At 30.2% G+C, this 14989-nt stretch carries 14 protein-coding genes, 1 rRNA gene, 1 pseudogene and 1 other annotated feature; of the genes and pseudogenes, 11 read left to right on the forward strand and 5 right to left on the reverse strand.

Going from position 1 to position 14989, the window contains the following annotated elements; translation table 11 throughout:
* Window positions 1-23: 23 nt before the first annotated feature.
* The 3 genes from rrf (at window position 24) to VIM70_RS00240 (ending at window position 1020) form a co-directional block, all read left to right on the forward strand.
* Window positions 24-140: ribosomal RNA gene (gene rrf, locus VIM70_RS00230) — 5S ribosomal RNA — on the forward strand.
* A gap of 155 nt (window positions 141-295) precedes the next feature.
* Window positions 296-460: a hypothetical protein gene (locus tag VIM70_RS00235; RefSeq protein ID WP_331942937.1), complete on the forward strand. Its 165-nt coding sequence runs from the start codon at window positions 296-298 to the stop codon at window positions 458-460.
* Between the two features lie 179 nt (window positions 461-639).
* Window positions 640-1020 carry a class II fructose-bisphosphate aldolase gene (locus VIM70_RS00240; protein WP_331942951.1) on the forward strand — a complete coding sequence of 127 codons (381 nt, stop codon included), beginning with the start codon at window positions 640-642 and terminating at the stop codon, window positions 1018-1020.
* A 62-nt stretch (window positions 1021-1082) separates the two neighbouring features.
* Here VIM70_RS00240 and VIM70_RS00245 read toward each other — a convergent pair whose 3' ends face one another.
* On the reverse strand, window positions 1083-2084 hold the full coding sequence (locus tag VIM70_RS00245; protein WP_331942938.1) for a YhdH/YhfP family quinone oxidoreductase: 1002 nt from the start codon (window positions 2082-2084) through the stop codon (window positions 1083-1085).
* Window positions 2085-2241: 157 nt separating this feature from the next.
* Between VIM70_RS00245 and VIM70_RS00250 the strand changes: the two genes are divergently transcribed.
* Together VIM70_RS00250 and VIM70_RS00255 are read left to right on the forward strand one after the other, a co-directional pair.
* Complete coding sequence (locus tag VIM70_RS00250; protein ID WP_331942939.1) at window positions 2242-2676, forward strand: MarR family winged helix-turn-helix transcriptional regulator; 435 nt, start codon at window positions 2242-2244, stop codon at window positions 2674-2676.
* 194 nt (window positions 2677-2870) lie between these two features.
* On the forward strand, window positions 2871-3119 hold the full coding sequence (locus tag VIM70_RS00255; RefSeq protein ID WP_331942940.1) for a hypothetical protein: 249 nt from the start codon (window positions 2871-2873) through the stop codon (window positions 3117-3119).
* A gap of 52 nt (window positions 3120-3171) precedes the next feature.
* Here the strand turns inward: VIM70_RS00255 and ilvA are convergent, their stop codons facing one another.
* The gene (gene ilvA, locus VIM70_RS00260) at window positions 3172-4416 is read right to left on the reverse strand and encodes a threonine ammonia-lyase (RefSeq protein WP_331942941.1); all 1245 of its coding nucleotides are present in this window, start codon (window positions 4414-4416) and stop codon (window positions 3172-3174) included.
* 63 nt (window positions 4417-4479) lie between these two features.
* Window positions 4480-4711 (reverse strand) — a binding site (T-box leader).
* 323 nt (window positions 4712-5034) lie between these two features.
* Here ilvA and aspD point away from each other — a divergent pair.
* The 4 genes from aspD (at window position 5035) to VIM70_RS00280 (ending at window position 10412) form a co-directional block, all read left to right on the forward strand.
* A complete protein-coding gene (gene aspD, locus VIM70_RS00265) occupies window positions 5035-6669 on the forward strand; it encodes an aspartate 4-decarboxylase (protein WP_331942942.1) in 1635 nt (544 codons plus the stop codon).
* A 64-nt stretch (window positions 6670-6733) separates the two neighbouring features.
* Window positions 6734-7897, forward strand: a complete 1164-nt coding sequence (locus VIM70_RS00270; RefSeq protein ID WP_331942943.1) for an SAM-dependent methyltransferase — start codon at window positions 6734-6736, stop codon at window positions 7895-7897.
* Window positions 7898-7951: 54 nt separating this feature from the next.
* The gene (locus VIM70_RS00275) at window positions 7952-8755 is read left to right on the forward strand and encodes a pyruvate, water dikinase regulatory protein (protein ID WP_331942944.1); all 804 of its coding nucleotides are present in this window, start codon (window positions 7952-7954) and stop codon (window positions 8753-8755) included.
* Between the two features lie 187 nt (window positions 8756-8942).
* Window positions 8943-10412 (forward strand): amino acid permease, encoded by a 1470-nt coding sequence (locus tag VIM70_RS00280; protein WP_331942945.1) that lies wholly within the window; start codon window positions 8943-8945, stop codon window positions 10410-10412.
* 62 nt (window positions 10413-10474) lie between these two features.
* On the opposite strand, the pseudogene VIM70_RS00285 reads toward VIM70_RS00280, so the two are convergent.
* A pseudogene (locus VIM70_RS00285) lies at window positions 10475-11180 on the reverse strand (LysR family transcriptional regulator).
* Between the two features lie 122 nt (window positions 11181-11302).
* Between VIM70_RS00285 and VIM70_RS00290 the strand changes: the two are divergent.
* Together VIM70_RS00290 and VIM70_RS00295 are read left to right on the forward strand one after the other, a co-directional pair.
* A complete protein-coding gene (locus VIM70_RS00290; RefSeq protein ID WP_331942946.1) occupies window positions 11303-12856 on the forward strand; it encodes a nitrite/sulfite reductase in 1554 nt (517 codons plus the stop codon).
* Window positions 12857-13077: 221 nt separating this feature from the next.
* Window positions 13078-14022, forward strand: coding sequence for an L-lactate dehydrogenase (locus tag VIM70_RS00295; protein WP_331942953.1), 945 nt, complete (start codon window positions 13078-13080; stop codon window positions 14020-14022).
* Between the two features lie 104 nt (window positions 14023-14126).
* On the opposite strand, the gene VIM70_RS00300 is transcribed toward VIM70_RS00295, so the two are convergent.
* Both VIM70_RS00300 and VIM70_RS00305 read right to left on the reverse strand, forming a co-directional pair.
* The gene (locus VIM70_RS00300) at window positions 14127-14555 is read right to left on the reverse strand and encodes an FMN-binding protein (protein WP_331942947.1); all 429 of its coding nucleotides are present in this window, start codon (window positions 14553-14555) and stop codon (window positions 14127-14129) included.
* A 116-nt stretch (window positions 14556-14671) separates the two neighbouring features.
* Entirely contained in the window at window positions 14672-14845 is a 174-nt protein-coding gene (locus tag VIM70_RS00305) for a hypothetical protein (RefSeq protein WP_331942949.1), read from the reverse strand.
* Between the last annotated feature and the right edge of the window lie 144 nt (window positions 14846-14989).

Below are 14989 nucleotides of genomic sequence, written 5' to 3' on the forward strand. Positions count from 1 at the left end.
TTCAGAGAATATTTATATTCTCATCTGGTGATTATGGCATGAAGGTAACACCCGTTCCCATACCGAACACGAAGGTTAAGCTTCAATGCGCCGATGGTACTGCAGGGGTGACCTTGTGGAAGAGTAGGTTGTCGCCAGGTTACAAAAAAACACTAAGTTTAACTTAGTGTTTTTTATTTTGTGTAAAAATGACAATGATATTAAATTATATATGTGTTTATGTTAATAAATGATATATAATTAAAGAATAAATACCAATAGCTATTTATTGATATTACTAAAGTAGGTGATTAATTTGATATTAAAAGTTGATTATACCATTATGGGAAATTTAACAGATACAGAAAAGAGAGTAATAAATTATATTAATATAAATTCTTCTAAACTTTCAAATATGTCTATTGTAGAAGTTGCAGAAGAATCTTATACTTCTCCTGCAACAGTTTCAAGAACAATTTAAAAATGTGGAATTGGTGGATTTACGGAGTTAAGGTACAGAATATCTGTACAAAACAATGAGAAATTAGATTTTGCTCCAATTAATGAAATTCTTGAAAAATCATTGAAAGAGGCCACAAATACTGTTGAAGAAATATCAATAGATAACGTTTTAAAGTCAGTTGATCTTATAAGAAAATTATCGCTGTAGGAACAGCTCATGGTGTTTATAAAGGTGAAGTTAAAATTAATTTTAATAGAATAAGGGAAATTAAAAATAAAATAAATATTCCACTAGTTTTACATGGTTCGTCAGGAGTTCCTAATGAGATGGTGGTAGAGGCTGTTAGGAGTGGTATCAATAAAGTTAATTATGATACTGAACTTAAACAAGCAAATACTAAAGCTATGAAAAAAATTTTAAGTGAAAATCCAGAAGTTTATGATATTAGAAAAATATTTAAACCATGTATGGAAGCTATGAAGAATGTTGTAAAAGAAAAAATTATGGTGGCCTATGGCCACCATAATTTTTATAAAGTGAATTATTTTAGTCAACTGAAAACTATTTGTAAAATATAGCTAAACTAGTAATTTGATGTGCAATAAATTATATCCTAATATCTAATAAATATTAATTAAATCTATAAATCAAGATTAATTATAGTTCTACCTTTATGTTTACCACTCAGTATCATATCTATTTTTTCACTTAATCCATTTAAGGACACTTCACTCACATTTACATCTAAATTATCAGGTTTCCAATCTGATGATAATTTATTCCAAATTTTAATTCTAATATCCATAGGACATTTACCAGAATCAATTCCAAAGAGTGATACACCTTTTAAAATAAAAGGATAGACTGAAGATGAAAATTGATCGGATGCAACATTTCCACAACAGGTCACGCTACCACCATAATTAGTAGATTTAATTGCTGTGGCTAACATATTTCCACCTACCGTGTCTATTACTCCAGCCCATCTGCTCTTTAAAAGTGCTCTTCCTGAATTGTCATCTAATTCTGTCCTATTAACTATATGTTTTGCACCAAGTCTAAGTAGCATTTCTCTTTCAGAAGTTTTACCTGTAGCAGCAGTGACATCATAACCAATCTTAGTTAAGATTGAAATGGCTAAACTACCTACGCCACCCGTTGACCCAGTTACTAAAATATCTCCATCACTTGGCTTAACACCTGAATTAAGTAGTTTATAAATAGATAGTCCAGCAGTGAATCCAGCAGTACCAAATATCATACTCTCTCTTAGAGAAAGATTCTCAGGAAGTTTTACAATCCATTTAGCAGGAACTCTAATATACTCTGCATAACCTCCAGATGTACTCATTCCTAAATTATATCCTGTTACAAGCACCTTAGTTCCAACTTTAAAAGTGCCGTTATTGCTTTCAACTATAATGCCTGCAGCATCAATTCCTGGAGTGTGTGGATAATCTCTAGTTACTCCTTTATTTCCTGTGGCAGAAAGAGCATCTTTATAGTTAAGTGAAGAATATTTTACGTTTATAAGTACATCACCTTCTGGTAGATCATTTATATGCCTAGTTACAATTTCTCTTTGATATTCTTTGTTTTCTGTTTCTGAGACTAACATTGCTCTAAATTCATTATTATTCATTTTAAAACTCCTTTATAAAATATAGTTTTATATAAAACTAATTATAGTAAGAATTTGCATCGATGTCAAATGATATTTTTAGCAATTGCTTTATGCTTTATACAACATTATAATTAAATAGATAATTTAAATTATAAATTAGAGTAGGAGCATAAGTATGAAAGATAAATATATAGTATATTTTATAAGTAAAATCAAGAAAAAAATGACAACTTTTATTGAAAAATCACTTAAGGAAAAAGAGCTGTATGATCTGGTGCCTTCATATGGAAATATACTTACCGCATTGTATGATAACAATGGGAAATTAAGTATGAAAGAAATAGGACAATTAGTGGGAAAAGATAAGTCTACTATTACAGCATTAGTCAATAAGTTATTAAAGTTAGGATATGTACAAAAGGAAAAATGTCAAAAAGATAGAAGAATAACATATATAATTTTGACTGAAAAAGGTAAGGTTATAGAAGATAAAGTTAATGATATTTCTAAACAAGTGAACTTAGCGGCGTATAAAGATTTTTCTGAAGAAGAGAAAGATGTATTACTTAAATTGTTAAAAAAAATGAATAATAACTTTGAAATAGAGTAAATATGTAATTTTAAATAATGTATCAACCTAATATAGAAAGTAATGTACCAATACATTGAAATATTGGTACATTATTTTAGATAACATTAAAAAAATTAAATAAGTAATATAAAGAGGTATTAACAGACTATTATAGAATTTTATTATTAGTCTGTTTTTTGGGCATACTAACAAAACTTAGGAGGGATTTATATATGAATACAACAATAATGGCAATAGCTTTGGAATCAAGAAATAGGTTTGCTCCAAATTTGCAAGAAGTTCTAACAAAACATGGGTGTATTATTAGCATGAGATTAGGACTTCATGAAACAAGCAAGGATTTATGTGCTGAAAGAGGTTTGATTTTATTGCAACTTTGTGCTGAGGAAGAAGAAATATCTGCTTTGAAAGAGGAGTTAGGTAAAATTGAAGGTATCAAAATAAACACAATGTCTATATAAACATTTGTAACTCCCATCACCTTAGGTGATGGGAGTTTTGTTAAACAGTATATTAATATATCTTATTAACTGTATATCCACCTTTGTTTAATTCATTTATGATGGTAGTGACATGATCATGGCCATTTGTTTCTACAGTAATTTCCAGTTGAACTTGCATAAAGCGATCATTTGTTTTAAATTGATTATGATCTAGCTTCACTACATTGGCATTCGCTTTTGATAGAATTGTTGAGACTTTAACAAGTTCACCCGGGATATCTGACATTTCTATACTAAAGCAGAACAGCCTTCCCCTTGAAACCAAACCTCTATTGATCATGGAGGAAATTGTTACAACGTCAATATTACCGCCACTTAAAACACAAGCTACTTTTTTACCCCTTTCTTTTATTTTTTTAAGTCCTGCAAATGATAAGGCACCAGATGCTTCTGCAATAAGTTTATGTTTTTCTAAAAGAAGAAGAAAAGATTCCATTATATCAAAGTCTGAAACTGTTACAATTTCATCTACGTAGTTCTTAATAATCTCAAAAGGTATGTCTCCGGGATTTTTTACAGCCACACCATCAGCTATAGTACAAACTGTTTCAAGATGTACGATTTTTTGACAGTCCATAGATTCTTTCATTGCTTTTGCACCTTCAGGCTCAACGCCAATTATTTTAATGTTAGGATTTAAAGCCTTTGCAGCAAGGGCAATTCCTGCAATTAAGCCACCACCACCAACAGGAACAAGAATACAATCAATGTCTTCTATTTCCTCTACAATTTCGCAAGCTATGGTACCTTGTCCATACATTACATCCAAATCATCAAAGGGATGGACAAAAACATAATCATGCTCCTTTTGTAATCTTTTTGCTTCTGTGTAAGCTTCATCATAACAATCTCCAAACAAAACTACAGTTGCACCATAGCTTTTTGTTGCCTCAACTTTAATAAGAGGGGTTGTTTTAGGCATTACAATTGTGGCCATAACACCTAATTTTTCAGCAGAATATGCAACTCCTTGTGCATGATTTCCAGCAGAAGATGCAATTACACCCCTTTTTCGCTCAGATGGTGTTAATGTGCAAAGTTTATTATAAGCACCACGGATTTTAAAGGCACCAGTGATCTGCAAATTTTCAGGTTTAATATAAACGGAATTTCCAGATTCATTACTGAAAACGTCACTATATATGAGAGCTGTTTTTTTAGATACACCTTCTAGGTTTGCCTGCGCCTTTTTAATTTCAGATAGATAAAATTCCAATGGTTGATTTAATGATAAATTTGTTTCTAATTTTTGCATATTTAAAACCTCCATTTTTTTAATTATATTTTGTTGTAAAAAAAAAACGCCCTTGAATATAAATTCAAGGGCGAGTAATTCGCGGTACCACCTTAATTGTATCTTAAAAAAAGACACTTCTCTTTTCGATTCTTTCAAACCTAAGCCTTTTATCGGGGCTAACCGGCTTACCTTACTTTATTCAGGTGAGCAGCTCAGGAGTGATTTGAATTCTATACTTAGCATCGACTCTCAGCAAACATCGACTCTCTGTAACTTAAGTTTATAAAATAACAATCTCCATCTTCGCAATAATAATAACTAATTTAAAAAGAATCTTAACATTAAATTTTAGTAATGTCAATGAAAAATATAAATTTATAAAGTGATTATGTAGAAAAAGTTTTGAGATTAAAACCACGGAGAGCTAATAATTATTGAGAATTAGTATTAAAAATGATATTATTGTAGAGAAAAGTAGGTTTAAAACAAATGGTAATGATAAGGTAGGATTAAATGAAAAACTAAAGAAAATTATTGATTAAATAGTTCAATAAAAAAACATTCGTATAAAAGAATATAATTATCGAAATATTGAGAAAGAATAGTAAGATAATTATAAACTAGGAGGATAAGAACATGGATAAGTTAACAGCAGCGCGTGAGGAAATAGAGGAGGTTTATGGTAAAATAAGCCCTTTTGAACTTAAAGATAAATTAATAAATCTTGCGGAGGAATCAAAAAAAAGTGGAACACACACTTTACTTGATGCGGGTAGAGGAAATCCCAACTGGATTGCAGCGTCGCCAAGAGAAGCCTTTTTCACTTTTGGTCAATTCGCGGTAGAAGAAAGTCGGCGGGTGTGGAGTGATAACGACTTAGCTGGAATGCCAAACAAAGTGGGTATTGCAGATCGTTTTATAGATTTTACAAAAAAAAATCAAGATGCTCCTGGAATTGAACTTCTTAGCAAAATGATTGATTATGGAATAGCAGTGAAAGGTTTTAATTCAGGTGACTGGATTTATGAATTAGTTGATGGAATTATTGGCGATAACTATCCAAAGCCAGATAGGATGTTAAGTCATGTTGAAAGTGTAGTTAATGACTATCTTATTCAGGAACTTTGTTACAATAAGAGTTTTCACGGAAAATTTAAAACATTTGCTGTTGAAGGTGCAACGGCCGCGATGTGCTATATATTTGATACATTGATTGCAAACAATATATTGTCAAAGGGAGATAAAATCGCAATTATGGCACCAATTTTCACACCATATCTTGAAATTCCTCATTTACCACGCTATAATTTTGAAGTCATTAAAGTTTTGGCTGATGAGACAACGCAAGATGGTAGACATACATGGCAATATTCTTCTAAAGAAATTGAGAAAATAAGCGATCCAACAATAAAGGCATTATTTGTAGTTAATCCTAGTAATCCAGCTTCTGTTGCAATTAAACCAGAAACCGTTAAATCCTTGAAAAACATTGTAGAAAATAATAACCCTGATTTAATGATTATTTCTGATGATGTATATAGTACTTTTGTAGACAATTTCCGTTCATTAATGGCAGATTTGCCATACAACACAATTGGAGTATATTCTTTTTCAAAATATTTTGGAGTAACAGGTTGGCGTCTTGGAACTATTTCATTGTATGAAGACAACGTATTTGATAAATTATTAAGAGAACAAGACGTCGATAAAAAACAAAGAGCAAGGAAACGTTATGGTGGAATTTCTACTGATCCAGATAATATAAATTTCATAGATAGAATGGTAGCAGATAGTAGGCAGGTAGCACTCAATCATACCGCTGGCTTATCAACACCACAGCAAGTTCAGATGGCATTTTTTTCTTTATTTGCTATAATTGATAAAGATAATAGATATAAACAATTAACAAAGGACATTTGCCACCGTCGAAAAAGACTTTTATTTGAAGGATTGGGATTAGATTTACAATTAGATCCATTTGATGCGTCTTACTATACTCAATTTGACTTAATGGAGTGGGCAGGACAAAATTATAATAAACAATTTATAGAATATTTACGGGAAAATTATAAACCAGTAGATATTCTTATACGCCTTGCAGAGCAATCTTCAATAGTGCTATTAGGTAGTAGTGGATTTAATGGGCCTGAATGGGCTATCAGGATATCCCTTGCAAATCTTAATGACGAATCTTACTCTAAAATTGGGCAAGTTCTTCATAAAGTATTGGAAGACTATGCAAAAGAATGGGATGAATCGAAAACTACGTAATATTCATGAGTATACTATTAACGTTAAGAAAAGTAATATAAAATAAATAATAAGGTGTGTTGAAATGGAAGAGTTAAAAAAAGCAATTGATGAAATAGTCAACCAAGATATTATAAAATTGGTTGTTAGCAATAAAATTAATAAGGATGTAGAGTATAATAAAATAATATTTACATTAAAAGAAGATGATATAAAACAATATTATCAAATAGAGAAATTTACTGATAAACAAGTTTTTCATGAAAATATTGGGATATCTGTTTTAGGAGAAAAACTTTTAGAATTTGTAGAATCTAATTATAAACAAGTTGATGCTTGGTCAAATATTACTACATTTGATTTAAAAATATCTAAAAAAGGTAAAATACATCTAGGTCAGAAAACAAGTGATAATCTAAAGCTAACTAACAAAGGTCATAACAATGAAAAAAATTATATTCTTAAAGAGGGTATGATAATAGAACCTCTTATAGATTTAGGTATTTTTACAAAGGATGGTAAGGTTGTTAATTCAAAATATGATAAGTATAAGCAAATAAATAGGTTTGTTGAAATTATTGATGACGAAATTAAGAAAAATGATTTTAAGGAACTTACTATATTAGATTTTGGATGTGGTAAATCGTATTTAACATTTGTATTATATTATTACTTTGTACAAATTAAAAAAATCAATGTAAAAATGATAGGGCTCGATCTAAAGGAAGATGTGATTAAAAAATGTAATGATATAGCTAAAAGCTATAATTATGAAAATCTGCATTTTGAACTTGGAGATATTAATGGATTCAAATATGATAATAAAGTAGATATGGTAATTACATTACATGCATGCGATACAGCTACTGATTATGCTTTATATAATGCAATAAAGTGGAATAGTTCTATGATTTTCTCTGTTCCTTGTTGCCAACATGAATTTAATAGCCAAATCAAAACAGATTCACTATCTATATTGACAAGGTACGGAATTGTACAAGAAAGAATCTCAGCACTTATGACAGACAGTGTACGAGCAAATCTTTTAGAAAGTCTGGGATATAAAACTCAGCTTCTAGAATTTATAGATATATCACATTCCCCTAAAAATATATTAATTAGGGCTACGAAAACTAATATATCTAATGATAAAAAAGAAAAAGCACTTTCTGAAGTAAAGGTTCTAATGAGTCAATTTAATTTAAGTTCGACGTTGTTTAATTTATTAAAAAGCGATATCTTAATTTAAGTTTTATATGGATTTTTGAAACTAAAATATAAAAGAAAGTAGATGATGCTTAAAATGTTAACAATATATGCGGTATCAGATTCAATAGGGGAAACAGCGGAACTTGTAGCTAGATCAGTGGCAAGTCAGTTTCCAGGTAGTGCGATAATAAAAAGAATACCATATATCAAAACAGCTGAGGATGTTAATAATTTTATTGGTAAAATAGATATTAATTCGAAAGCAATGGTTATTTCGACTATAATTAGGGTAGAGATAAAAGAATTTTTAGTTCAAAGATGCTTGGAAAAAGGAATATTTGTATCCAATGTTTTAGGACCAGGAATAGGAATCGCATCTAAGTTATTAAATAAACAGCCAGAATATATTCCTGGAGCTATATGGAATATGGATGAGGAGTATTATAAAAGAATAGAAGCTATGGAGTTTGCTATACACTTTGATGATAGCCAAGATTATAAGGGAATAAAACATGCAGACGTAGTGCTTATTGGTGTATCTAGAACTTCAAAAACTCCATTATGTATGTATTTAGCTAATAAAGGTATTAAAGCAATAAATATACCTTTAGTGCCAGAAGTTCCTGTTCCAGAAGAACTATACAATATTCCTGGAAAGAAAATTATAGGTCTTAAAATAAATCCATTTGAGCTTATTGAAATAAGAAAAAATAGAATGGGAAAATTCAATGGATTAAATTTTAACTTTCAATATGCTAATGATGCAAGAATATTAGATGAACTTGATTATGCAGAAAAAGTAATGAAAAGAACAAGATGTTTAACAATAGATGTTACTAAAAGAGCTATAGAAGACACAGCATTAATTATTATGAAAAATATAGGATATAATATATAGTAAATTTTTTCTTGTTTGTATATAGGTTTTATATTTATTGCTAATAACTATAGTAATGATGTAAAATATAATGTATGAAGGAAAGGATTAAGTTTTCTAATAGTGAAGTCTGTTACTTCGTTGATTAATAAACATCTTCATACTACTTTCAAGGGTAGGTATCTATAAATTAAGGGGTTGGTATACAATGAGTGAATTAAAAACAAATGATTTAAAAACGAGTGAGCTTAAAAGAGGATTAAAGGCACGTCATCTTAACATGATTGCCATTGGTGGAGCTATAGGAACAGGATTATTTTTAGCTTCAGGTGGGACAGTAAGTCAAGCAGGCCCCGGTGGAGCGTTAATAGCGTATACAGTTATAGGAATAATGGTATATTTCTTAATGACAAGTTTGGGCGAAATGGCTACATTTATGCCAGTTACTGGTTCATTTGAAACATACGCATCGAGATTCGTTGATCCAGCATTAGGGTTTGCGCTAGGTTGGAACTATTGGTATAACTGGGCAATTACTGTTGCAGTTGAAATGGTAGCAGGGGCCATGATTATGAAATATTGGTTTCCTAATGTGCCCGCAATTATTTGGAGTATTTCTTTTTTAATAATATTATTTGGATTAAATATGCTCTCTGCTAAGGCTTATGGAGAATCAGAATTTTGGTTTGCAAGTATTAAAGTAGTAGCTGTCATAGTGTTCTTAGCAGTGGGTGTTGCAATGATTTTTGGAATAATTGGAGGTCACTACGTTGGGCTTTCAAATTTTACATTTTTAGATCCTAAAAGCGGTGCTAAAGGACCATTCCCCTTTGGATTTAAAGGAATATTAATGGTTTTCTTAATTGCTGGTTTCTCTTTTCAGGGTACAGAACTCGTTGGTATTGCTGCTGGAGAAAGTGAAGATCCAGAGAAAAATATACCTAAAGCAATTAAAAGCGTATTTTGGAGAATTATTATATTCTATTTAGGAGCAATATTTATTATCAGTGCATTGATTCCATTTACAGAGGCTGGAGTTACAACAAGTTCTTTTACCACTATTTTTGAAAGGGCGGGTATTGCAGGAGCAGCAAGTCTTATGAATGCAGTAGTTTTAACATCAGTTCTTTCATGTGCTAACTCGGGAATGTATGCTGCTAGTCGTATGCTATTCGCAATGGCAAGAGAAGGAAGAGCACCAAAGGCTTTTTCCAATGTGAATTCTAAAGGAGTTCCTGTAAATGCATTGCTAATTACCACATTAGTGGCTTCCGCATCTTTTTTAATAGGTTTATATGCTCAAGAAACAGTATATATGTGGTTAGTTGCAGCTTCAGGTTTAGCTGGATTTATAGCATGGGTAGGAATTGCGTTATGTCACTATCGTTTTCGTAAAGCATTTATAGCGCAAGGAAAAGACCTAAATAAATTAAAATATAAAGCAAAATTTTTCCCGTTTGGTCCAATTCTTGCACTTATATTATGTGTGATTGTCATATTGGGACAAGGTGTAACATATTTTACAGCTGATCAAATTGATTGGAAAAATATTATTGCGTCTTACATTGGATTACCTTTATTTATAGCTTTATGGATAGGATATAAAGTGAAGTATAAAACTAAGATAGTGAATTTAAAAGAAGCTAGTTTTAGTACAGAACCAATTCATCATAAATAATAATTTTATAAAAATTTAAACATAAAAAGCTGTAATGATAATTCATTGCAGCTTTTTATTATTTATAGTGTCACATTTTCTAATTTCCCGAGAAATAATTTTGTTATTTTAGATAGATTTTTTTCATGAACTAAATAAGAGAAATACCTATTATATTTTGTTTCAGTAGATATAATTTTAAGCTCATGGTTATTAGCTGCAGAAGTTACTACTAAAGATGAAATAAAGGTTACACCTAAGTTGTTTTTAACGGCTTCTTTAATGGCGTAATTACTTCCGAGAATAATAAAATTTTTTGGAGATATACCTTCTGTATTTAAAAACATGTTTAGATATTCACCAGTGCCAGAACCTTCTTCTCTATGCATCCAAGTTTGATTTGACAAACAGAGTTTAAGCCCGATATCTTTATCATAAGTAAAAGAGGTTGGAGTTACAACAACCATCGTATCTTTATAGAAATTTTTTCATGCTAGCACCAATTTTTAATGTGCCAGAGGTGGAATTATGATAATTATTGAGTTCTTCTTTTGTATCGTCTATTAAGGACAATATCTGTTTAGCCTTTTTGTATAACATTGCTCCAGTTTGTGTAATTAATATGGTTCTCTGTTTATTAGATCTTTCAATTAGTCTTGTTTTGAAATGTTTTTCTAAAGCTGCAACATGTAAGCTTACGCTAGGCTGAGATATGTTCATGCTATTTGCGGCCTTTGTAAAACTTTTTTTATCTACAACAGCTATAAAAGTTTTTAATTCATCAATCAAAATTATCACCCTACCTATCAGAATTATTAATGAGTACCATAAAAAAAGTGTATTTTACTTATTGGTTAAGGAACAGTATACTATAACCATATTAATGTTGCAATATGAAAGGGCTGATATAGATGGATACTTTAAATGATATTCTTCTAAGTGAAATTGAAGATTTTAGAGTGCTTGGGCATAAATTTATAAATGGAGAAATAAGTAAAAATGATTTTAAAGGAGTTTCTGGTGGCATGGGTGTGTATGCCCAGCGAAGTGGCAAGGAATTTATGATTAGATTTAGAATACCATCAGGAATAGCTTCTATAAAGGATCTTAAATTAATTTATGATTTTGCAAAGCGATATAAATTAGAAAGTATACATTTAACTACAAGGCAAGCAGTTCAATTACATGGAATTACTATTGATGAAATTTGTGATGCCATGGAGGAAGGTATAAATAAAGGTTTATATTCAAGGGGTTCAGGTGGCAATTTTCCTAGAAATGTTTCAGTATCGCCATTATCTGGGGTAGAAATTAACGAGGCTTTTGATGTATCTCCTTATGCTTTAATGGTAGGGAAACATTTTTTAAATAAGGTTTATACATATAAACTACCTAGAAAATTTAAAGTTGCATTTTCAAGTAACGAAAAAGATGATGCGCATGTAACTGCTACTGACTTAGGATTTTTGGCGGTTAAACAAAACGACAAAGAGTATTTTAAAGTATATTTAGGTGGCGGAATGGGAAAGAATTCAAAATTATCTATTAAAAGCGAACTGTTAATTAATCCAGAAGACATTTTATATCATGTTGAAGCACTAACAGAACTTTTTGTTAAAGAAGGAGATTATGTAAATAAAGGTAGAGCTCGTATAAGATATATTATGGAAAGAATGGGTAAAGAGCAATTTATAAATTGCTATAATGGTTATTTGGAAAAAGTTAAGGCAAAAGAAAATCTTAAAATTACTGTAGAAAGCAAGATTTATGACAAAGATGGTATTGAAACCTTAACTCAAAGTCCAAGACTATTTTCTCAAAAACAAAAGGGTTTATACAGTGTTTATGTACATCCAATGGGGGGACAATTAAAAAGTGAGCATTTAAAGTTAATAATGGACAAAATAGAAGTTATGGATGGAGTAGAAGTAAGACTAACTATGACAGAAGGATTATATATTAGAAATTTAAATGGGAAAGAAGCTGAAATAATCCTAGATCTAACTAGCGTAATGGGTGGAAATACATCGCTTGAATTTTCTGTTGCTTGTATTGGGGTTCCTACTTGTCAGATGGGAATTTTGGAAAGTCAGCGTACTTTAAGGGAAATACTTAGTTATTTTAAAGAAAACAATTTAACAAAAGATATACTGCCTAGTGTTCATATATCAGGATGTACTAACTCCTGTTCTGTACATGAAATAGGAACAATTGGATTTTGTGGTAAAAAGAAAAAGGTTAAAGATGAGCTTATAAATGTATTTGAGTTATACCTTGATGGAAATCTTGGAATAGGTAAAACAAAGTTAGGTAAAAATTACGGTGATATTAGGCAAGATGAAGTACCAAAATTTCTATTTGAACTTGCGAGTGTTATCGACGGTGCTAAAAAAGATTTCACTACTTGGTCAAATCAAAATGTTAATGAACTTAACGAGATTATAAATAAATATATAGTTCTTTAAATATTTAATTTTACAAAAATATAATTTTCAAAATCAATATAGCGTATATTTTAAAACCCATATCTTAATTATATATAAGGTATGGGTTTTACTAATTAAATTTATGGTTAGATACACTAAGATTTTAATATTTATTTTATAAACAGTTACTATTATATATTAACTAGTATATAATAGTAATTAGTATATAGTATTAACAAAAGAAGGGAAGTTTTTATATGATGACAAGAGGAAATAAAATATCCATAATTGGAGCGGGTTTTGTAGGATCAACTACTGCATTTGCACTAATGGCTAGTGGGTTAACATCTAAAATAGTAATTGTAGATATAAATAAGGAAAAAGCTGAAGGCGAGGCGATGGATTTATCACATGGCGTATCCTTCGTAAGGCCTATTGAAATAACATCTGGAGAATATTCAGACACAAAAGACTCGGATATTGTAATTATTACAGCAGGAGTTGGCCAAAAATCAGGAGAAACAAGACTTTCTTGTATCTCTAAAAACTTGAAAATATTTCAAAGTATAGTTCTAGAGGTCGTAAAATTTAGCCCGAATTCTATATTATTAGTAGTTTCAAACCCTGTTGATATATTGACTTATATAACATATAAGCTTTCAGGATTTCCAAGTAATAGGGTGATTGGCTCTGGAACGGTTCTCGATACTTCAAGATTTAAATACCTGCTTAGCAAACATTTTGAAATTGATGCCAGAAATATACATACATATATAATGGGTGAGCATGGTGACTCTGAAATTGCTACCTGGAGTTTAACTAGCATTGCAGGTATGAATGTTGATGAGTACTGTGATACTTGTACTAAAAATTGTGGTGGAGAAATGAAATTAAATATATATAAGGAAGTAAAAGAATCAGCTTATACTATTATTAAAAAAAAGGGAGCGACTTATTATGCTGTTGCTCTAGCCATAAAAAGGATTGTTGAAGCAATATTAAGTAATGAAAATTCAATTCTTACTGTATCCTCTTTACTAAAAGGTGAATACGGAATCAAAGATATTTATATGGGAGTGCCAACAGTTCTTGGTAGAGACGGAGTTAAGAAAATATTAGAAGTTAAACTTAATGAGGATGAAAGTGATAAACTTTTAGAATCTTCAAAGGTACTAAAGGAAGTTATAGAGGATTCAAAAATATGAAGCTAGGGTAGTAGATGCAATTATTCAGTTAGTTTCATTTATAAAGTATAAAAATGGAGATAGAAACCATGATTTCTATCTCCATTAAATTCTTAATTGTATTTTTACTGTGCTTTTGCTAAAGCAGCTGAAACAGCAGCCTTCCAACCGTTTGAACTTTGAGTAGCACCTGTTATAACTTCAACGTTAGGTGACTTTTTAGCAAGCATTTCTTTTGCTAAATCTATTCTATATTTTTTTAAATTTGGATAATCATTTTTAGTTCCATCCCATTCGTTATAGTTGACTTCCTTTTGCTTATCATCCAATCTTTTTAAGTCTATGTTCACGATTTTAGAGTTTTTTATTGTTACAACAGCTTCCTCATATCCTGGTTTTGTACTTTTATGCTTTATGTCATATACTCCATCTTTATAGGTTATTACTGCACCAGTATTACTTTTGCTGACTTTAGGTGGTGTAGTGGTTTTAGTTCCACACCCTGATAATGTGATAATAATAAGTAATAGAGATATAAATTTAGTTTTTTTCATTTGTCACTCTCCTAAAAATATTTTTTTAAAAAATTAATTGGTTTATTGTAAAAACGGCCTCTTGTTTAATATTATTTCACGGATAATTTAATTAATACTATAAATACATGGGAATTTCAATATTTATTAGTTTTTATTATTTCATTAGTTACAAACTGTTCTAATACACTCACTATTTGACCTTTGCTTAAGGTGTTATACCAATTTGTTCGTTCTTCAGAACTCGAGGTCATCATATCTTTATTGTAAAAATTCTCTTCTTTTTTAATTTTTATAAATATCTGGTCCATTATAACCTCCTTGTATAATCTAATTATAAGTTTGATAAGAAACCACCCCTAAATAATACGAATAATTTCTTACTTATCTTTGTTAATGTTAATGTTAATCTTTATTTTTATTAATTTCTAAATCTCACACCTATCTTTGCTTTT

The organism is Clostridium sp., from assembly GCF_036569345.1.
Taxonomy (GTDB): Bacteria; Bacillota; Clostridia; order Clostridiales; family Clostridiaceae; genus Clostridium_AD.